Genomic DNA, 20,525 nt, shown 5'->3' on the forward strand with positions numbered 1-20,525 from the left:
CTGAAATTTCGTATGACACGAAATAGAATCTATTGCATTCCTTAGTATGGAATATGCTTTGTATTTTTATTCGCTATATGCATCGACTTTTTCAAATTCTGCAACAATTTCAGCACTCGGTGCTTTTGTTGCAAGACTAACGATCACATTAACAAAAAGGCTCAAAATAAATCCAATTAACAGAGAATAAATACCAGTCGTCACTGCAAGCGTCTTGCCACCCATCAATGGGATATAGTCCCAGATAAGAACCGTCAATCCACCGGTAATAATTCCGACAACCGTTCCCGGCATATTAGCGCGTTTCCAAAATAATGCCAACACGATCGCCGGTCCAAAAGCCGATCCAAGACCAGCCCATGCATCGGATACCAGACCCATAATACTACTCTCCGGATCCCAAGCAATTACGATTGCGATCAATGCAACAACGATGACTGTGATTCGAGTCACTTTCATGATGCGTTTATCGTCTGCATCTTTACGGATAAAACTTTTGTAAATATCTTTTGATACCGAAGATGCACAAACCAACAGCTGTGAATCTGCCGTTGACATGATCGCCGCCAAAATGCCACATAAGAACAATCCACCAACAAATGGAATTCCTATATTTTTGGTGAATACGCGTTCAATCATTGTGATAAAGACACTCTCTGTCTGTCCGCCTGTCAGTACATTATCGACCAGATAAGCTCTTCCGACAATACCAATAAAGCAGGCAGCTACCAAAGATAAAAAGCACCATGAAATTGCGATCACGCTGGATTTTTTCAACTCTTTCTCATCTTTTACCGCCATGAAACGTATCAGGATATGAGGCATTCCGCAATATCCTAATCCCCATGCAAGCTGCGATAAGATTTCCACAAATTTATATGGTCTGCCACCGTTCATGAACAGATTCATATATGCATCATAACCACCAGCTACCTGTGTGTGGTCAATGTTAGCTGCAAACTTGCCACTGACTAATGCAAAAGCAATGATTGGCACGGTCAGCAATCCGACTAACATCAACATTCCCTGTACAAAATCTGTCGTACATACGGCCAAAAATCCACCCATAAACGTATAAGTTAAAATAACTGCTGCACCGATGATCAGCGCAATATGATAGTCAATACCAAAGATCGTATGGAATAATTTACCACCCGAGGCAAGGGCTGACGCTGTATATACTAAGAAGAAAATAATGATCACGACAGATGAGATGGAAAGCAGCACTTTCTTTTTGTCATGAAAACGATTCTCCAAAAATTCCGGCAGTGTCATGGAATTACCTGCTACGATCGTATAGCGACGAAGTCTTTTGGAAATCAGCAGCCAGTTACAAACGGTTCCTAAAAATAACCCTATGGCGATCCAAGCCTGGCCGGTACCTAACGCATAAATCGAACCCGGCAGACCCATTAGCAGCCATCCGCTCATGTCAGACGCCTGCGCTGAGAGTGCTGCGACCCATGCATTTAAGCCTCTGCCTCCGAGGAAATAATCCTCTGAACTATTGGTGCGGCGCATACAGATTGCACCGATCACGATCATGAATAACAAATAGGCAGCAAACGCCACTAATATTGCAGCAATGCTGGAACTTGATACTGTTGTCATACAATTACCATACCTTTCTTATCTTTTTCCTGTATCCCTATAGAGATTACTTCTCTGTTGTCCCACGGTCTTTGGCATCAACAAACGGTCTGTGATGTCCAACATATTTGTATGCCGGACGAATGATCTTACCTCGATTTACAAGTTCTTCCAGACGATGCGCACTCCATCCTGCAATACGAGAAATTGCAAAGATCGGTGTAAATAACTCCTCCGGAATACCAAGCATTGTATAAATAAAGCCTGAATAGAAGTCCACATTTGCACAGATCGGTTTGACCACATGATTTCTATGAGATAGCAACTGCGTTCCAATGCGTTCTACTCTATCATAAAGACTGTACTCTTTGAGCATTCCTTTACTTTCGGCTAATTTCTGTGCATAATCCTTCAGGATCACCTCTCGCGGATCGGACAACGTGTAAACTGCATGCCCCATACCATAGATCAGACCGGAATGATCAAAAGCATCTCCACGAAGTACTGCCTGCAAATATTCCTGAATCTGATCGTCATCTTCCAGATCCGTAACATGCTCATGAAGATCTGCAAACATCTGCTGCACTTTCAAATTAGCTCCACCATGACGCGGTCCTTTCAAAGATGCAATGGATGCTGCGACTGCCGAATAGGTATCTGTACCCGAAGACGTTACTACGTGATTGGTAAATGTCGAGTTATTACCACCACCATGCTCTGCATGAAGCACAAGAGCTGCATCGAGTACACGTGCTTCTAATGGAGTATACTTTCCATTTGGGCGTAACATCTGCAAAATGTTTTCTGCCGTCGAAAGCTCCGGTTTAGCAGGCTTGATCACCAAACTGTCAAAGAAGTGAAAATGTCTGTATGCATGGTAATTGTAAACCGCGATCAATGGCAGTTTCGCAATTAACTGCAATGACTGACGAAGTACGTTGGATACTGTAATATCATCCGGATTAGCATCGTAAGAGTACAAAGTCAAGACACTTTTCTGCAATCCATTCATCAGATTTGCACTTGGCGCCTTCATAATAACATCACGCACAAATTGTCCGGACAGCTCTTGCAAGCTCGCAATGATTCCATGGAAAACTTCCAATTGCTCTTTATTAGGCAGATAACCGAACAGCAGCAAATATGTTGTTTCCTCAAAGGCAAATCGTTTCTCAATGCCATCTCCAACTAAATTTTTGACATCATACCCCTGATAGTACAGCATACCATCAGCCGGCTCCTTGACCCCATCTACAACACGGTATCCTGTTACATCTGAAATTTCAGTCAATCCGGTCAATACACCTTTGCCATTGCTGTCACGCAATCCCCGCTTTACATCATATTCCTGATATAAGTTTAGGTCGATTGCTCCTGATTTCATACAACTTACAACAAGTTCATTAAATTTTGCATCTAATGCATCATCTATCGACATCATTGAATTTGTTTTCATTTTCTAGTACCTCCTTCTATAGTTCCCCTCCGAGCACTCAGCTATCCTATGTATATCCAACAAAACAGAGGGGCGTGTCATCGTACCCGTGCATACGTGTATACACAAAAAAGTAATAGAGTCATCTATTAACGACAACTCTATTACTATACCTTATTTTACGCTATTCCGTCAAGTTTGTACCTATTATACTGCCATTTCCTGCCGCATAACACGCTCAGCAGGATTTACAGATCGTGTGTCTATCACATTCAGATCGATCAACAAGCCTCACGCATACGATACTCTAAACGCAGTTTATCCGTCAAAAGTGCCATAAATTCTGAGTTGGTCGGTTTGCCGCGATTTGCAGAGATCGTATTTCCAAACACGTGCTCTAATGTCTCCATATTCCCTCTGCGCCATGCAACTTCTATCGCATGACGGATCGTCCGTTCTACACTACTGGAAGAAGTATGATATTTTTTTGCAATGGTTGGATACAAAAATTTTGTAATATAGTGCAACATATTTTGATCTGCAAAAGACATCATAATGCCTTCACGAATATATTGGTAACCCTTGATATGTGCCGGCATTCCGATCTCCAGCAATATATTCGTAATGTCAATCTCCAGATTGCCGGTGTATTTATCCGACGGATCTTTGATCAAATGTTCTGTAGGTTTCACAACCTGTCTTATCGTTTTCTTTGAATCTTCCTTCACAGTTTCTGTATACTCCGGCACGGATACAAGCTGCTTTTCTTCGCTGTTATGTACTGCAGCTTGTCCCTCTTCCCCTTCGCCTACACTGGCTGCGATCTGTCTGATCCGTTTGATCAACATCGTTGCTGATAACGGTTTCATCATATAATAGTTTGCTCCCTGTGCTAATGCCTGTTCGATCAATCCCTCGCGTCGAAGTGCCGTGGCAATGATAAACAAAGGCTTGTACTCTGTAAATTCTCTGCATTCTTCTAATATTTCCAAACCGTCTACTCCCGGTAAGATCATATCCATGACTACAACATCCGGCTTTAACTTTTTAATGTTTTCCAGCGCTTTTTTTCCGTCTCCTGTTTCGTACACTACTTGGATTCCCTGTTCATTTAATAATCGTTTTTTGCTTTCTCTGTCCTGTACGTTGTTGTCTGCCAGTATAACACGGATATCATCTTTCATTTTGTCCTCCTAGTCCCTATCAATTGTTTAGAATCGACATTCCATTGCTTTTTTTCAGTTTCCATGTCTAATTATAGAACCTGAATTAGCATTACTATGGATTTCAAATGGAATTGAAATGGAATTAGAGGGTTTTTTTGAAAAAAAATGTATATTTAACGCAAACTTCCCATACCGGAAGTTATTCCAAAACCACATATTGCTTATTATGTCGATGGTTTAATTATATTTTGCAGCTGATATATAGTGGGTCCTGCCATCAAAAAAACTATAGAAATCGGCTTAATGACGCCATTCGATCTTCTGCCCAGCTATATTCCAGCATATAATCTCCCGCAAATGCGTCCTGCGCATCCTTTTCACGCTGTAATAGACGGTACAGATCGCATTCCAGCAGATCCGTATTAAGACGTTTGATGCCTCTTCCTGACACGATAATATCCTCTACACCATACTTTTTTAATTCATTGATCAATGTTTTACCGATCTTGCTGCATAAGCTCTGCGTTGCTTCATCGTTCGGACGGTTCTCCCACAATGTTCCAATGATCTGATCTGTCGTCACAGTACCTCCTTCTCGATCCACCAAAAGAGCCAACAGCTCTTTTGCTTTCGCACTGCGAAACATAACCGGACTCCCATCAATATACAGATCAAAATGTCCAAACGTTCTTGCAAAGATTCTTTTATTTCTCTGTAAAGCAAGTTCATTCGCCTTCTTGACGACAAAGGTGAGTTCTGCCGCATTTAATGGCTTCATCAAATAAAAGTCCGCTTCTACATCAATTGCATTGTCAACGTACTGCGCATTACCTGTTGTATAGATCAACACGATCTGAGGATTGAGCTCCTTTAACTTTTTACCCAATTCAACACCATCCATACAACCATGTATACATATATCTAAGAATGCCGCCTCGACGGCACGCTCCCGAACACACTGCAGTGCCTCCCCTGCATCAAGACACTCTCCGACAATCTCTACACGCTTGTCACGCTCTAAATAGTTACGCACTAATTTGATCGCCATGATCTCATCATCGACAATGATCGTTTTCATACCATCCCTACATTCCTTCCATCAAATTTTAATCAAGATCCATCGATCCGAGATGTTTAGGTATTCTGACCTTCCGCCTCTATCGGTAATGCAAATGTAACAACCATTTCATCACCTTCGATCTCCCAGCTAATATCTCCTTCTACCGAAAAGCTCCACCATATTCTCAATTTTTGACGTATCAGCTCACCTTCGTCCGCTTCCTTTTTGGATAACTCCTCATACGAGTTGCGAATGGTAAGAATATACTTATTTTGACAAACCCCACCAAGAATTTTAATTTGACGTCTTCTGGTCGACATACACTCATTGACAGCACGCGACGCATATAATGCAATCCCCATCGGCGGCACTTTCAGATCGCAGTCACCAACATCCCACAATACCGTCATCCCTTGAAACCGATAGTTTTCCATAGACAAATACGTTCGCATGAACTTTCTTTCCTCACGAAAAGATACTGTTTTATTGACGCGAAAACATTGAAACTGATAACGCAGGCAGTCCGCAAAACCATCCAGCAGCTCCGGCAGCAATACCTTCTCTAATATCGCAGCCCCTTTGATCGCATTTAACGTATTAAATAGAAAATGCTCCTGCAGTACGACAATTTGCTGCTTCAGATCTTCCTCATCCACCTCTGCCATTCCTTTGACATCAATAATCACACGTAAGGGTCCAGTTTTTCTCACTTTTTATTTGTCCTCCAAATCCTCAATATTCCTTGATATCGTAAGCAATATATGATCCGACAGCATCTTTGGATGTGCGAAGTGTGAGTAAATTTATACGCCCAACACGCTATGGATCATCTCTAACAACGCTGCATAATTTACCGGTTTGTCAACATATCCATTCATCTCACATTCAGTTGCTTTCATTTTCGCTGAGGGAAGTAAATTAGCGGTAACAGCATATATTGGAATCTCTTTACTATCTTGCCTGTCTGCATTACGAATGAATTTTGCTATATCATAACCATCCATACCGTATAGATTCAGATCGATCAATATAAACTGATATGAAAACGGTTCACTATTCTGATAGCTTTCTAATGCTTTCTGTCCACTCACAAACGCATCTGTATGCAATCCAAAATCATTAAATATTGTCTGCATGACTTCCAGATTAATTTCATTGTCATCAATGATCATAACTCTTTCTCCATGGAACGAATCAATGTCAGCAAGACCATCCCAAGTCAATATATTCATGATCCTATTCCTCCTGATATCATCTATTTTACTCCTTCTCAAAAAATCCGTCAATCATGCCCTTTGTATGCTTTAAGCTGTTCTCCTCAAATCATCCACAATAGATACGATACTTAACGCGACTCTGAAATCATACAAAACAAGAACCATTTTCCTCTTTATGATACTGCAGATAATACCCTTTTCCATATTTGGACACAATAAAAAGCCTTGTTCCATATAAACGTTTGCGCACCCGCTGCACAACACCATCCAATCTTCTCCGGCTGTGCACAGATACTTCGCTCCATAAATTCTCCACCAATTCATCCCGATATACCACAGCTCCCTCTGCCTGCAGCAACCGCTTCAACAATATACATTCCTCTCTCGACATATGAATAGGATACCCGTCTATCTGAACTTGTCCACCCTCGCTATCCACTATAACACGTTCCCATTCCGTCATCGGGACATCTGATACGACATTTTTCGACACCGCCCGTACTATACGACAGGCTGCCAGATCGGTCGACTGCTCCGGGCAGACACATTCTGCCGCTCCGGCTCGCAAAAGCTGTTCTTCCAACCGATCATCTCTTTGCTGTAAAATCACGATAATTGGCACCTTCTGCCATTCCGCAAATTCTCGAAAAGCCTGCAGGCACATACTGTCACCTGCATCTTTCGTTCTCCATCGATACGCCTCCGTCAACTCTTCTTCCTGTATCATAATGGCCGAGCACGGAGCCTGCACCTCCCATAACGTCTCTGCATGATCGATCATCTGAGTCTGCCATTCTTCCTGGCTCAATTGCTCCAACAATCTTGCGATCCACTCTTCCTCTAATGCGCAAACAATCATCTTTCTCTTTCTCATATTTTTCTCTCACCCACGATCTGTTTCTTATATTTTCGATAATTGACATTAGATGTTTCCATCTTCGTTCTTCACACGCTGCTGTCTTCTACCTTACTTTTGGGAATTACATGATGGCCTTTTGGACGACTTCATAACCTTTTTCCCGTATCTGCTGTTCGAAAGACTTGATCGTCTCCTGCTGACGATGAATAGTGTGCTCATCATAAACGGCGTATGCACCACGCAATGCCTCGTCAACAATATCAACAACAACAGCGTTAGCCCCCGCCTGCAGTGCCTTCTTCCGTCCATCGTGCATCGCCTGTTCCAAACTCGGATCTGCAATAAGAATACTTCCCCGAAACATCAATCTTGCAATTGCCATCAAGTATAATACCATATCCGCATTACCACCGCGTTCCCGTTCAAATGGCGTATGTTTTGCTGCCAAAAATGGTGCGATCTGTATCATCTGTGGCATAAACTGCTTCATAAACAGCAGATCTTTAGATACATTCTCTATCGTCTGATAAGGTGTTCCGACCAAAAATCCTGTTCCTGTATGATATCCCATCTCCTGCAGTTCCCACATTCCCTGCTTGCGCCGCAATAATGACATATTAGCAGAGTGCAGCCTCTTGAATTGTAATTCATTCGAGGCATCATGGCTAAGCATAGCTGCTCCGGCACCTAAATGCATCCAATGTAAATATGCCGCTTTGGTATGATCCCCCACATTCAATATGATCGTACAGTCCGGGAAATGCTTATGTACCGCATCCACAATTTCTGCAAAATTTGCTTCCGAAAAATAAAAATCTGTCCCACTTTCCAGCAAAAAATTGCGAATCCCCTGCCTGTAACCCTCGTGACAATACTGTAATATTTCTTTCATATTCATACGATACCGCTTCACAAAACGATTACTGCGTCTTAACCCACAGTAGTTGCAATCATTTTTGCAGTAATTAGAAAAAGGAAGTCTACCCCACAGATAGACTTCCTTATCAAATTGCTGTTTTCGAACCTCTTCTGCCTTTTGAAACAGATACTCGGTTGTCTCCGCATTACGATATCGCAACAGTTCTGTAAATTCGTCTGCTGATAACGTTCCAAGCATCATCAGACGATCTACATGCTCCTGCATTATCTCGCCCATTATTTTCTCCATTTCCAGCGCCTCGCCAAATACAATACCACTTTATTCTAAGGAGCCACTACTCCTGTTCCGTATCCGCGATCTCAAATTGGCTGATAATGCCACAGATCGCCGTATTTAACTCCGGCTTTAACTCTTCCAGGGTGACCGGTTGCTTCTGTAGAATAACATTATAACAGGTTGCATTTACCAATTCAACAATCATAAAGATCATTAAATTCTGCTGTCGAAATTTGCGCCCGGACTGCTCTAGCAGCTCCTCGAAGATATCCATGCAGTTCCGATTGGACATACCGGCAATACGAATATTTGAAAAAACACCCCAGCTTAAGTTTTTAGAAATAAATCGTAATAATACAGGGCTCTCATTGAGCTGATCAACAATATGTGTTGCAAGTGCTACAATACACTCCTCTAAGCTGACCCAATTGGACTCATCATTCAATTTGAGTTCTTCATTAGCTCGGTCAAACAATGCACTCGCCTGTCTTGCGATCAACTGATCGCGAATGTCAAATTTATCTTTGAAATAAAGATAAAAAGTACCTTTCGCCATCTTTGCCCGTTTTACAATTTCAGAGATGGACGTATTTTGAATTCCTTTTTCTGTGAACAATTCAAATGCAGAGAGCAGAAGTGCTTCTTTCTTCTCTCGCTTTTTTTGATCGATCTTACTCATGCGTCCACCCCCCTTAATATATTACTCATCTTTCTTAACTTCCTGTGTTGACAATACAAACTTTACACTTCCGTTCATGTCGTTGTCAATTCCGGAGAAACTCTGGTAATCCTCAGAAGCTTTCTGAATACCTTTTATACGGTCAATTGTTCCGTCCAGTCCATCTGTTACATCCGTGATCGTTGTTGCCAACTTATCAATGGCATCTTTCTTGAAGGTATTCATTCCGTCATTCAATTTATCAGAACCTTTATACAGCTTGGAAATACCACTTGATACCGTTCCTGTAGCCTTGTCAAGCTGCTTTGTGCCTGCAAACAAGGATTTGGTTCCTGCTGCCAATTGTTTGACACCCTTGCGCAATACAGAACTGTTCTTCGTTAATTTCTTGCTGTTCGTCGTGATCGTTGATGAATTCTTTACGATCGCAGCTGCACCACTCTTTAACTTCTTGTTGTTCGCTGTAAGTGTCTTGCCACCCTTTGAAAGCTTTGTAATATTGGTGCTGATCTGAGTAATTGCGTCACGGACAGTTTTCTCACCATCCAAAAGCTGTGTTGCACTTCCTCTAAGCTGTGCAGCATATCCGGACATCGTCTGTGCTGTTGTATCTAATGCTGCTGCACCGTTGTATAGGTTCTGCTCCTTGGATTTTGTGTCTGTAGCAGCCTTGATACTTGCAAGACCGGCTGCAAGATCTGCTTTGCCATCTTTATCATATTCGCCATCTGCTTTACCATTTGTGACGATATCTACGCTGCTCAATGCTGTGAGTGCTTCTTTGACCGCTGCTTTCTGCTCTGCTGTCAGGCTGTCATTAGCAAGAAGTGCTTTCAGCTCATTTTGCTGCTGCAATGCATTCTCTACCAGTCCATTCACCTGTTTCATGCCCGCCTGTAACTGCCCTACACCATCATCCACAGATTTCACACCGGCTTTTAATGCTGCAGTTCCATCGGTAAGCTGCTTCATGTTTTCCTCGGTCATCAGCTTGCTTACTGCACCAACGAAGGTCTGTACGCCATCACCGAATGTCTTGTACTGTTTCGGAAATGTCTTGGTTGATTTGTCCAGTGTATTTAATCCATCGGCAATCTGTTTTGCACCGTCGGCATAGGAATTTACACCCTGACCAAGTGACTTGGCACCTTTCACATAAGAGTTGACCCCCTTTAACAACTGATCGGTTCCTTTTGTATATGCATTGGTTCCTTTCTTCAAAGATTTAGCACCTTTGTTCAATGCCTTTGCTCCCTTATTGGCAGACTTAATCCCCTTCGCATACGTTGCAAAGTTCTTATTCAATGTATTTAATCCGTCTTTCAAAGACTTAGTGCCATCTACCAGCTGCTCGCCGGCATCTTTCATGTCATCGATCTTGTCATCCAATTTATCAAGATCGTCCACACGGTCAATATCGATATCCTTAAATAAGTCTGCCGTTGCTACCGTATAAGTCTGGCTCATAGAGAAATCTTTGACATCGGCTGTGATCTTAACAGAGTCCGTAATCTTGTCGTTTAACTCATCGGTATCGACATCCACATCATCTCCAAGATCAACATTTTTCAAGTCCAAGCTCTCAGACAGACCCGGCATACCATATGCGATCACGATGTTGTTTTCTCCCTCAGATAATACCTTACCATTGTCAATATCAATATTGTCGAATTTATCGACCGGAAGGATCATACCGGTTGCCATCAAAAATGGTGTGTAAATATCTTTCTTCTCACCTGCTACCGTAACCTGTTTCTTAGAGGTGTTAGAATACTTGATCGTCATCTCTAACTTACCGCTCTTGCCAACGATATCTTTTGGAGATACTTCCTCACCATCCAGTTTGTACGTGATCTGCATACCAACCGGAAGCTCGCTTTTTTCTGCTGTTCCCTGATAATAAATGTCGCTTTTTGAAGTGTCCCATGTAAGGCTGTCACCACTCTGTGTAAACTTCTCATTACCCTTTGTATTTGTAATATCCTTCAATGTAGAACTATCTTTGACGCTATCTACCTGTCCGGAATTTTTGAGCCAGTCGGATACAATGACATCCGTCACACCACCGTTTGCATCCAAGGTTGCGTATACGGTTTCCTCTTTGCTAACGGTACTCTTTTTCTTCGATGAAGCAAAACTTGCTGTCTGCTCTACTACTTTATTGTTAGCAGCCATTGCCTGCACTTTGCTGTCGTATCGATACGTATGTGTCGCATATTCTATATTTCCGACAACCAGCCCGGCAACCAATAAACTACTGATTCCTGTCATTACTACACGTTTCTTTCCACTCATTTGTCGCATAATGCTCCTCCTTATTTGCTGTTTGCATTTTCCTGCATCTCGATATCATTCATTCCAAAATGTCTGATATCTGTTTCCATCATTTCTTCTCTGCATCTCTCTTTGCTACATTTGCCTTGATCATGTTCCAAGATGTGCGTTTGATCACACCATCAAAGATCCAAAGCATTGCCGGCAGAACACAGATAACAACGATCATACTGATGATTGCACCACGTGAAAGCAGTGTACAGATCGATCCGATCATATCTACCTGCGAATATACCGACACGCCAAAGGTTGCGGCAAAGAAGCACAATCCACTGGTAAGGATCGACTTGATCGATGTCTCATGCGCAATGCGGATTGCATCCTTCTTACTCTGTCCACGTTCTGTTCGCTCTTTATGATATCGACTTGTCATCAAAATCGCATAATCTACGGTCGCTCCAAGCTGAATCGTACCGATAACGATACTCGCCACAAACGGAAGCGACGTATTCGTATAAAACGGTACTGCCATATTACATGCAATCGCAAATTCGATGACCGAGATCAAGATCACCGGAATGGAAATCGACTTAAACGTGATCAAGATGATAACAAAGATCGCCAAGATGGAAATATTATTTACTGTCTTGAGATCGACATCCGTTACATCCTGCAAATCTTTCATCATTGGCGCCTCGCCGATCACCATACCATCATTTTGGTATTTTTTGACAATCTTGTCAATCTTTGCTAATTGAGAATTTACCTCATCAGTAGCAGAACTGTAATCAGAGCTTACAAATTCCAGTTCATAATTGTCTGTCTTGAGCATCTTCTTGATATCGTTCGGTATCATAGACTCCGGTACATTGGAACCTACTAACGAGTTCAAACCGATCACCCATTTCACACCGTCTACCTTTTCAATTTCCTTGCTCATCGCACTCTTTTCTTTAGCAGAAAGACCATCTTTCAGAAGGATCATATGCATGTTACTCATATTAAACTCCTTCTTTAATTTCTCATTCGCCTCATTACTTGGAATGTTCTTCGGCAAAGACTGATCAATATTATAGTAAATCTTGTAATTATTATTACCGTGTATTGCCGGTACTAACACGATCAGGAACAACAGCAATGCTACATAACGTCCCTTGACAATGCCATGTGATAGTTTATCCAAGGATGGGATCAGTGATCTGTGCGTCGTCTTCTCGATCGCTTTATCACAGGTAAGGATCATTGCCGGAAGTACCGTTACACAAGTAAGCACACCAATAACAACACCCTTAGACATTACAATACCGATATTAGTGCCAAGCTTAAACGTCATAAAACAAAGTGCTACGAATCCTGCAACCGTTGTGATCGAACTTGCCGTGATCGATGTAAACGTATTGCTGATCGCATGTGCCATGGCGCGTTTCTTGTCGCCTTCATATCGTTCCTTGTTCGCTTCGTAACTCTCTAACAGGAAGATGGAATAATCCATCGTCACCGCCAACTGAAGCACCGCAGCTAACGCCTGCGTGATATAGGATATTTCTCCTAAGAAAACATTACTTCCTAAGTTAAATACGATTGCCATTCCTATATTCAACAAGAAGATCAATGGTGTCACAAAGGAAGTCATTGTCAAGAACAAGACTACCAGTGACAGCAAACCTGCAATCACGACGTAGATCGGCATTTCCTGCAATGCCAGGTTCTTAATATCAGTAACTACACCGGACATTCCGCTTGCATAAACATTCTTGCCTACGACTTTACGTATCTGCGTGATCGCATCCATCGTATCATCTGCTGATGTCGTATCGTCAAACAACGCGATCATCATCGTCGCTTTTCCGTTAAAGAATGCTTTTCGCAGATCTTCCGGAATCATTTCGGTCGGCACCGAAATATCCACTGCATCGTCATACCATAAGACATCTTTGACATGATCGATACTTTCTAATTGTTTCTCTAACTTTGCTGCATCTTTCATCGGCATATCTTCCACGACTACCATGGAAAACGCTCCCATACCGAACTCATCCACCAGAATATCCTGTCCCTTGATCGTCTCCAAGCGCTCCGGCAGATAACTAAGTACATCATAATTCACACGTGTACTGACATATCCGATCCCAGCCGGAATCAGCAGGATAAACGCAATAACAAGAATGATATTCTTGTGTTTTGTGATCCACTTGCCAATGTTAATCATCCAATCCCTCCTAAATCTTAATGAACCAAGCTGTCAAAAGCATCTGGATACCATGACAATCCGGTCTTTATTGAGAATAAATATCAAAAATGACTGACAGTCATTTTTAACTCTTGCTGTATACTACTACAAAAATGACCAGTAGTCAATCTTTTTATTTTAAATTTATAAATATTTTAGATTTTAGAAGTAAGGTGGCAAAGCATCCTCGCGGAGCGTTTTTTACTTTATAGGAAACGAGAAGTTTCCTATAAAGTAAAAAAGGGACAACGCATACACGCCATCCCCATTGTTACTACATTCTTCTATTAGTTGCCGACCAACATCATGGTCCCTTTTATTTAGCAAGCAGCATCATGATCTCGTTGCTGCGTGCTACAAATTCTGTCATTTCATCTGCTGCAAGCGGCTTATGCGCTAACATCGCCAGATCATACAACTGTTTGCAGAACATATCCACATTCTCACCATCTTTGTGCTCCAAAATATACTGCACTAAAGCATTCGATGAATTGAGCACTAATGTCTCTCCTCCTCCGAGGCCACCCATGCCCATGTCCATGCCGCCCATACTGTACATTTTCATCATATCCTGCATACGACGCATTTCTTCTGACAATGTGATCATTGAGGAGATCTTTTCATTCTTGAGTTTTTGTACTTTTACTTCAAGCTGATCCTTACCCAATGCTCTTTTGAAGATTTCAGACAACGCATCCGTCTGCGCTTTTAATGTATCCTCGTCTTCCTCATCTTTCATCGTATCCGTCAGATCTGCATCAATACGCTGGAATTTCACCTTCAGATCTCCCTGTTCTAACTGTGAAATAAACGGCTGATCGATCGTATGTGTTAATACGACCGCATTCAATCCCTGCTCCTTGAACAGATTGACATACTGGCTCTGCTGCTGCAGATCTGTTGCGTAGTATACCGTTGTCGGTTCTTCTTCCTTGTCTGCATTATCAGCATCCGCACCATTCTCGGCATCTGCTGTTTCATCGCTCTTTGCTTCTGTACTCTCTGTCTCTTCTTTTGCAGGCTCGTTTTTCTTAGCCTCTTCGATATAATCCGGCAAGGTGATGTACTTACCGTCCAAATCCTTAAATATCAGATAATCCGTCATTTTTTCGCGGAATTTCTGATCTTTTAAGCAGCCATACTTGATAAATGAGCTGATATCATCCCAATATTTCTCATAATTCTCACGGTCTACTTTGAACATACCGGACAACTTATCGGCTACTTTCTTCGTAATATAATCCGAAATCTTCTTTACAAATCCGTCATTCTGCAATGCACTTCTGGATACATTAAGCGGCAGATCCGGACAATCGATCACACCTTTGAGAAGCATCAAAAACTCCGGGATCACTTCCTTAATATTATCTGCAATAAATACCTGATTGTTGTAAAGCTTGATAACACCCTCTAAATTATCATATTCTGTATTAACCTCGGGAAGTACAAAATACCTTTGAGGTTAAATGGATAATCCATATTTAAATGAATCCAGAACAACGGCTCCTTGTAATCGTTAAATACCTTGCGGTAAAAGTCCTTGTACTCGTCATCGGTGCACTCATTTGGGTGTTTCATCCAAAGTGGGTTCGTATCGCTAATAGAAACCGGACGTTTATTGATCTTTGCCTTTTCTTTACGAGGGCTGACCTCGACCATCTCTTTCTCGCCATTTTCATTTTCGCGTTCTTCCGTCTTCGCTTCCTCTACAATCGTCTCTACAACAACATCATCTTCACGAACATCGGCTGCATCGATCGTTTCATATTCCTGCTCTGCATTTGCTTTAGAAAGGAAGATCTCAACCGGCATAAAGGAACAATATTTGTCCAAAATCTCTCTGACACGATACTCATTCGCAAACTCTAAGCTGTCCTCGGAAAGGTACAGGGTGATCGTTGTACCAACAGTATCTTTTGTGCCGTCTGACATTTCAAAATTGATACCGCCTTCCGATTCCCAGCGAACCGGTGTAGCATCCTTCTGCCAAGACAACGTGTCGATCGTAACTTTGTCAGATACCATAAACGCAGAATAAAATCCCAGTCCAAAGTGACCTATGATCTGCTCTTCGTTCGTTTTGTCCTTGTATTTCTCTAAGAAATCCGTTGCACCGGAAAAAGCAACCTGATTGATGTACTCGTCCACTTCATCTGCCGTCATACCAAGACCGGTATCTGTCAGAGAAATTGTCTTAGCATCCGGATCAACAACGACCTGTATTTGTGCCTTGTAATCCTCCGGCATATCATATTCGCCCATAATTTCTAACTTCTTCAACTTAGTAATGGCGTCGCAGCCATTGGAGACTAACTCACGAAGAAAAATGTCATGGTCAGAATACAACCATTTCTTAATGATTGGAAACATATTTTCAGATTCAATTGATAAGCTACCTGTTCTGCTCTGCATAATAATCCTCGTTTCTGCACACTTTCCTATAAAAAACGAACCCTGTGTCAAGTGCGCCGAGACACTGATCCGCCGCATCACCGCCAGATGCGTCCGTCCTTGTTAGCACTCTACCCTTATGACTGCTAACAACATCTAAAAAATATATTAGTATCATTCTGCCAAAATGTCAAGAGCAAACATAACATTTTACGAATCTCACCCCCAAACTTCGCATACCCACTGTTATGTTCTAACCACATATTGCTTATTATGTCAAAAGCTGCTATACATTTTGCAGTTCCCAGAGACTGAATTCTGCCATAAGGGATCTATAGAAATTGCCTTGCCGCATTTACGTTTTTAGTGATTTCTAGATTTTGTTGTCTCTGATGTATGATTTACATGCCTTACGGACAACTCGAGGTCCCGGAAGCAAGGTATTCATCATTTTTGAAAGGGACTTTGCGCTCGTCGTTACTTATGTCTCGTACTTCAGAGACATTATGTAACGTGACGTAGCGCATCGTAGCGAAAGCGTCCCGTCCAAAAATGGATGATACCTTGCTAAACCGGGACTTCTCAGACAATCCTTCAGGCATGTATTCATCAGAGACTTAACAAAATAAGAAATCACATAAAAACTCTGCGTTCTGCGGCAATTTTCTTAGATCTCTTATGGCAGAACAATTAAGTTTATCGACTGCAAAACTGCTAATTTGCTGCTGACATAATAAGCAATATGTGGGTGAAAGACTGTTGAGGGTATGCGAAGTTTGCGTCATATACTAAAATTGGGGAGATCGCCCGGAACCGGTTTGGTCATCCATTCTTTTGCTGAGTATCCGCTACATAGCAGAAGCCACAGTTTCATATACATTGCTACCGGCGATGCCATCGGCAATACGATCATTCCGTATTTTTCATAGACGTATGTGCTTTCGTAAACCATGTCCGCATCCATGCCGCATAAAAAAATGGGGATTTTCCGGTTTGCCACCTCATAAAAGAATTTATCCGCTTCTGGTGTTTCACTGCAGATCGTGCCGGCATGATACGTATGATGCAAAATTGCCTGTATTCCGTCAAAGTTCATCGGATAACGCATCCCCGGATGTGGGTAGATCAACCCGATCGGTGCATCCCAGTGATCCGGTGCCTGCAGGGAAGGTCTATCGGTAAGCCTCTCTGTATTGTTCCATGCATAGTACACTTTTCCGGCGACAAAACACTTGGTGCCTTTTTCATAATGACCGTATTCCATACCACCAACACTATACACTTCATCACTGTAAGGCTGATGTCCAATGATCGCTGTTCCTAAGTGAATCCTTGGGATCCCATCCCCATTCTGATACGAAACATACACACCTTTTTGCTTGCAGTCAAATGCTAAGAACTGCACAGCATATTGAAAATTATAAGCACCATTTGCTCTTGGATCTGTCAATACATAGTTGCTGGACACAAAAACCATCGGAATGTCACAATCGCCAAACAGATATCCCATCGCAGCCGCTGAATATGCCAGCGTATCTGTGCCATGCATAATGATCACTCCATCCAGTCCCGTAAATACGGATGTTCCATCTTCTGCTTCCCCTTTGTTCCCTAGCGCCACCTTTGCACTGCCTGTATACTTCGCCTCACTAACCACTTCTCGGATGCTCTGAGCCAACTGTGCGATCGTTAATCCGGTACTATTTTCACTGAGAAGTGTATACGGATGATATACCTGATAGGTAATTTCTTCCACATGACCATCTCGTTCTACACAAGGCAACGTGTCTAACAGACCATCCGCTGCTCCGGTTTTCGTACCGATCACATCTCCGGCTAACGTACTCCCGATCGTCCCTCCGGTAAATAATACAGCGATATTCATAACGCTCCTCCTTCCAAACATGAAAAGCCCATTTCCAAGGCAAAACATTAACCACCGTTCCGCCAAGGAAATGGACTATTAACATCATAAAATACTATTTCGCAACGATCGTTTCATTGCTGCATGTTATTTTGCTACAATATTAACGATACGCCCCGGCACATAAATCTCTTTGATAATGTTACCACTCAATTTATCACCCAAAGCTTCTTTTGCCTTAGCAAGCACATCGTCTTTCGGATCTTCTTTGCCAATAGAAATTGTTGCTTTGGTCTTACCGTTGATCTGAACAGCGATCTCCACAGTAGACTCTACGGTCTTCTCTTCGACATACTCCGGCCAAGACTGCTGGTACAATCTGCCCTGTCCCCCAACGATTTCCCAAAGTTCTTCGGTAATATGCGGTGCAACCGGATTGAGCAATGTAATAAGTGTCTTATATTCTGCCTTATTGATCGAATTCTTCTTATAGAAGTCATTGATCAACGACATCATTGCCGCGATCGCTGTGTTAAACTTCAGATTCTCGAAATCACCGCTGACTTTCTTGATCGTCTGATGCATCTTGATCTCCATATCTGCGGAATACTCATCACCTTCTGTCAAGAGTGTCTGCAGCTTCCAAACTCTCTCTAAGAAACGGCGGCATCCTTTCACACCATCTTCAGACCAGGAAGCGCTCAAGTCAAACGCACCGATAAACATCTCATACGTACGCAGTGTATCTGCACCGTAATCACGTACAATATCATCCGGATTTACAACGTTTCCTCTGGACTTACTCATCTTCTCACCGTTTTCACCAAGGATCATGCCGTGAGACGTACGCTTCTGATATGGTTCCGGTGTCGGTACAACTTTCTGATCATACAGGAATTTGTGCCAGAAACGGGAATACAGCAAATGCAGGGTCGTATGCTCCATACCACCATTGTACCAGTCAACCGGCAGCCAATATTTCAATGCTTCCGGACTGGCAAGTGCTTCTGTATTGTGTGGATCCGTATAACGCAGGAAATACCAGGATGATCCTGCCCACTGCGGCATCGTGTCTGTTTCACGCTTTGCCGGTCCACCACAGCATGGGCATGTTGTATTTACCCAATCCGTCATTGCCGCAAGTGGCGACTCACCGTTGTCCGTTGGCATATAACTGTCTACCTCCGGAAGCAGCAGTGGAAGCTCACTCTCATCAAGTGGAACGTACCCACATTTCTCGCAGTGTACGATTGGAATAGGCTCTCCCCAATATCTCTGGCGGGAGAATACCCAGTCACGCAATTTATAGTTTACTTTACGGTTACCGATCTTATTCTCTGTCAGGAAATCTTTTACCTTTTCCTTCGCTTCTTCTACGCTTAATCCGGTCAGAAATCCTGAATTTACCATCTGTCCGGTTGCTACATCCGTAAATGCTGCTTCATTGATATCAACAGGACCTTCTTTGCCCTCTACTACCTGAATCATTGGAAGTCCGAACTTCTTCGCAAACTCCCAGTCACGGTCATCGTGTGCAGGCACTGCCATGATCGCACCGGTACCATAAGTCATCAATACATAATCAGAAATCCAGATTGGGATCTCTGTATTGTTGATCGGATTAATTGCCTTGAAACCACCTAACACAACACCGGTCTTATCCTTAGCAAGCTCTGTACGCTCAAAGTCAGACTTCTTGGCTGCCATCTCGCGATACGTGGCAATGTCATCCCAGTTTGTGATCTCATCCTTGTATTTATCAATGATCGGATGCTCTGGAGATACTACCATATAAGTAGCACCAAATAACGTATCCGGTCTGGTCGTATAAACACGGAGTTTATCTTCTTTGCCGGCAATACTAAAGTCAACCTCTGCACCTTCGGAACGTCCGATCCAGTTTCTCTGGGAAGTCTTAACGCGGTCAATGTAGTCCACGTGATTCAGTCCCTCTAATAACTTATCAGCGTAATTTGTGATCTTAAGCATCCACTCACTCTTTACTTTGCGGACAACTTCAGAACCACAGCGCTCACATACGCCATTTACTACCTCTTCGTTAGCAAGACCAACCTTACAGGATGTACACCAGTTGATCGGCATTTCCTTCTTATAAGCAAGACCCTCTTTGAATAACTTTAAGAAGATCCACTGTGTCCATTTATAATATTCCGGATCTGTCGTATTGATCTCACGATCCCAATCGAAAGAATATCCCAAAGAGTGTAACTGCTCCTTAAAACGAGCTACATTATTCTTCGTTACGATCTTAGGGTGAATCTTATTTTTGATCGCATAGTTCTCTGTTGGAAGACCAAAAGCATCCCATCCCATTGGGTAAAGTACATTGTAGCCCTGCATACGACGTTTTCTTGCGACGATATCCAATGCCGTATATGGTCTTGGATGTCCTACGTGGAGTCCCTGTCCGGATGGATATGGGAACTCTACCAACGCATAAAACTTTGGTTTCGTATAATCGTTTGGTGTATGGAACGCTTTCTCATCATCCCATACCTTCTGCCATTTCTTTTCCACTGTGTGATGGTTGTACATTTCTGCCATAACTTCCTCCGTTCCTGTGCGTACTTTCTGCAAAGACTG

13 protein-coding genes and 1 pseudogene are annotated in these 20,525 nt (G+C 42.5%); all 14 read right to left on the bottom strand.

What is annotated here, in order from left to right:
• Positions 1 to 66 precede the first annotated feature (66 nt).
• The 14 genes and pseudogenes from putP to leuS all read right to left on the bottom strand — a co-directional run bounded on the left by putP (position 67) and on the right by leuS (position 20,486).
• Entirely contained in the window at positions 67 to 1,611 is a 1,545-nt protein-coding gene (gene putP / locus DW981_RS03930) for a sodium/proline symporter PutP (protein WP_022026192.1), read from the bottom strand.
• Positions 1,612 to 1,657: 46 nt separating this feature from the next.
• On the bottom strand, positions 1,658 to 3,046 hold the full coding sequence (locus tag DW981_RS03935; RefSeq protein WP_118506845.1) for a citrate/2-methylcitrate synthase: 1,389 nt from the start codon (positions 3,044 to 3,046) through the stop codon (positions 1,658 to 1,660).
• Positions 3,047 to 3,306: 260 nt separating this feature from the next.
• Positions 3,307 to 4,209 (bottom strand): sporulation initiation factor Spo0A C-terminal domain-containing protein, encoded by a 903-nt coding sequence (locus DW981_RS03940; protein ID WP_022026194.1) that lies wholly within the window; start codon positions 4,207 to 4,209, stop codon positions 3,307 to 3,309.
• Between the two features lie 268 nt (positions 4,210 to 4,477).
• Positions 4,478 to 5,269 carry a response regulator gene (locus DW981_RS03945; RefSeq protein WP_022026195.1) on the bottom strand — a complete coding sequence of 264 codons (792 nt, stop codon included), beginning with the start codon at positions 5,267 to 5,269 and terminating at the stop codon, positions 4,478 to 4,480.
• A gap of 56 nt (positions 5,270 to 5,325) precedes the next feature.
• Positions 5,326 to 5,961 (bottom strand): sensor histidine kinase, encoded by a 636-nt coding sequence (locus tag DW981_RS03950; protein WP_022026196.1) that lies wholly within the window; start codon positions 5,959 to 5,961, stop codon positions 5,326 to 5,328.
• A 93-nt stretch (positions 5,962 to 6,054) separates the two neighbouring features.
• The gene (locus DW981_RS03955) at positions 6,055 to 6,483 is read right to left on the bottom strand and encodes a response regulator (protein WP_022026197.1); all 429 of its coding nucleotides are present in this window, start codon (positions 6,481 to 6,483) and stop codon (positions 6,055 to 6,057) included.
• Positions 6,484 to 6,613: 130 nt separating this feature from the next.
• Positions 6,614 to 7,342 carry a winged helix family transcriptional regulator gene (locus DW981_RS03960; protein ID WP_118506846.1) on the bottom strand — a complete coding sequence of 243 codons (729 nt, stop codon included), beginning with the start codon at positions 7,340 to 7,342 and terminating at the stop codon, positions 6,614 to 6,616.
• 106 nt (positions 7,343 to 7,448) lie between these two features.
• A complete protein-coding gene (hydE, locus tag DW981_RS03965; protein WP_182434123.1) occupies positions 7,449 to 8,483 on the bottom strand; it encodes a [FeFe] hydrogenase H-cluster radical SAM maturase HydE in 1,035 nt (344 codons plus the stop codon).
• A 58-nt stretch (positions 8,484 to 8,541) separates the two neighbouring features.
• Positions 8,542 to 9,162, bottom strand: a complete 621-nt coding sequence (locus tag DW981_RS03970) for a TetR/AcrR family transcriptional regulator (RefSeq protein ID WP_022026201.1) — start codon at positions 9,160 to 9,162, stop codon at positions 8,542 to 8,544.
• A 21-nt stretch (positions 9,163 to 9,183) separates the two neighbouring features.
• Positions 9,184 to 11,466: a hypothetical protein gene (locus tag DW981_RS03975; RefSeq protein ID WP_022026202.1), complete on the bottom strand. Its 2,283-nt coding sequence runs from the start codon at positions 11,464 to 11,466 to the stop codon at positions 9,184 to 9,186.
• A gap of 79 nt (positions 11,467 to 11,545) precedes the next feature.
• Positions 11,546 to 13,645: an efflux RND transporter permease subunit gene (locus DW981_RS03980; RefSeq protein ID WP_022026203.1), complete on the bottom strand. Its 2,100-nt coding sequence runs from the start codon at positions 13,643 to 13,645 to the stop codon at positions 11,546 to 11,548.
• A 337-nt stretch (positions 13,646 to 13,982) separates the two neighbouring features.
• Positions 13,983 to 16,078: pseudogene (htpG, locus tag DW981_RS03985) on the bottom strand (molecular chaperone HtpG).
• Positions 16,079 to 16,838: 760 nt separating this feature from the next.
• Entirely contained in the window at positions 16,839 to 17,942 is a 1,104-nt protein-coding gene (locus DW981_RS03990) for an asparaginase domain-containing protein (RefSeq protein WP_182434124.1), read from the bottom strand.
• 126 nt (positions 17,943 to 18,068) lie between these two features.
• Positions 18,069 to 20,486, bottom strand: a complete 2,418-nt coding sequence (gene leuS / locus DW981_RS03995) for a leucine--tRNA ligase (protein WP_022024258.1) — start codon at positions 20,484 to 20,486, stop codon at positions 18,069 to 18,071.
• Between the last annotated feature and the right edge of the window lie 39 nt (positions 20,487 to 20,525).

Source organism: Clostridium sp. AM49-4BH (genome assembly GCF_003478335.1).
GTDB lineage: Bacteria > Bacillota > Clostridia > Lachnospirales > Lachnospiraceae > Butyribacter.

Excerpts from the sequence above, each read along its gene's own strand:
- DW981_RS03940 (WP_022026194.1), bottom strand. The coding sequence starts at position 4,209 with ATGAAAGATGATATCCGTGTTATACTGGCAGACAACAACGTACAGGAC.
- DW981_RS03975 (WP_022026202.1), bottom strand. The coding sequence starts at position 11,466 with ATGCGACAAATGAGTGGAAAGAAACGTGTAGTAATGACAGGAATCAGT.
- putP (WP_022026192.1), bottom strand. The coding sequence starts at position 1,611 with ATGACAACAGTATCAAGTTCCAGCATTGCTGCAATATTAGTGGCGTTT.
- DW981_RS03935 (WP_118506845.1), bottom strand. The coding sequence starts at position 3,046 with ATGAAAACAAATTCAATGATGTCGATAGATGATGCATTAGATGCAAAA.
- DW981_RS03990 (WP_182434124.1), bottom strand. The coding sequence starts at position 17,942 with ATGAATATCGCTGTATTATTTACCGGAGGGACGATCGGGAGTACGTTA.
- DW981_RS03970 (WP_022026201.1), bottom strand. The coding sequence starts at position 9,162 with ATGAGTAAGATCGATCAAAAAAAGCGAGAGAAGAAAGAAGCACTTCTG.
- DW981_RS03960 (WP_118506846.1), bottom strand. The coding sequence starts at position 7,342 with ATGAGAAAGAGAAAGATGATTGTTTGCGCATTAGAGGAAGAGTGGATC.
- hydE (WP_182434123.1), bottom strand. The coding sequence starts at position 8,483 with ATGGGCGAGATAATGCAGGAGCATGTAGATCGTCTGATGATGCTTGGA.
- DW981_RS03945 (WP_022026195.1), bottom strand. The coding sequence starts at position 5,269 with ATGAAAACGATCATTGTCGATGATGAGATCATGGCGATCAAATTAGTG.
- DW981_RS03980 (WP_022026203.1), bottom strand. The coding sequence starts at position 13,645 with ATGATTAACATTGGCAAGTGGATCACAAAACACAAGAATATCATTCTT.
- DW981_RS03955 (WP_022026197.1), bottom strand. The coding sequence starts at position 6,483 with ATGAATATATTGACTTGGGATGGTCTTGCTGACATTGATTCGTTCCAT.
- leuS (WP_022024258.1), bottom strand. The coding sequence starts at position 20,486 with ATGGCAGAAATGTACAACCATCACACAGTGGAAAAGAAATGGCAGAAG.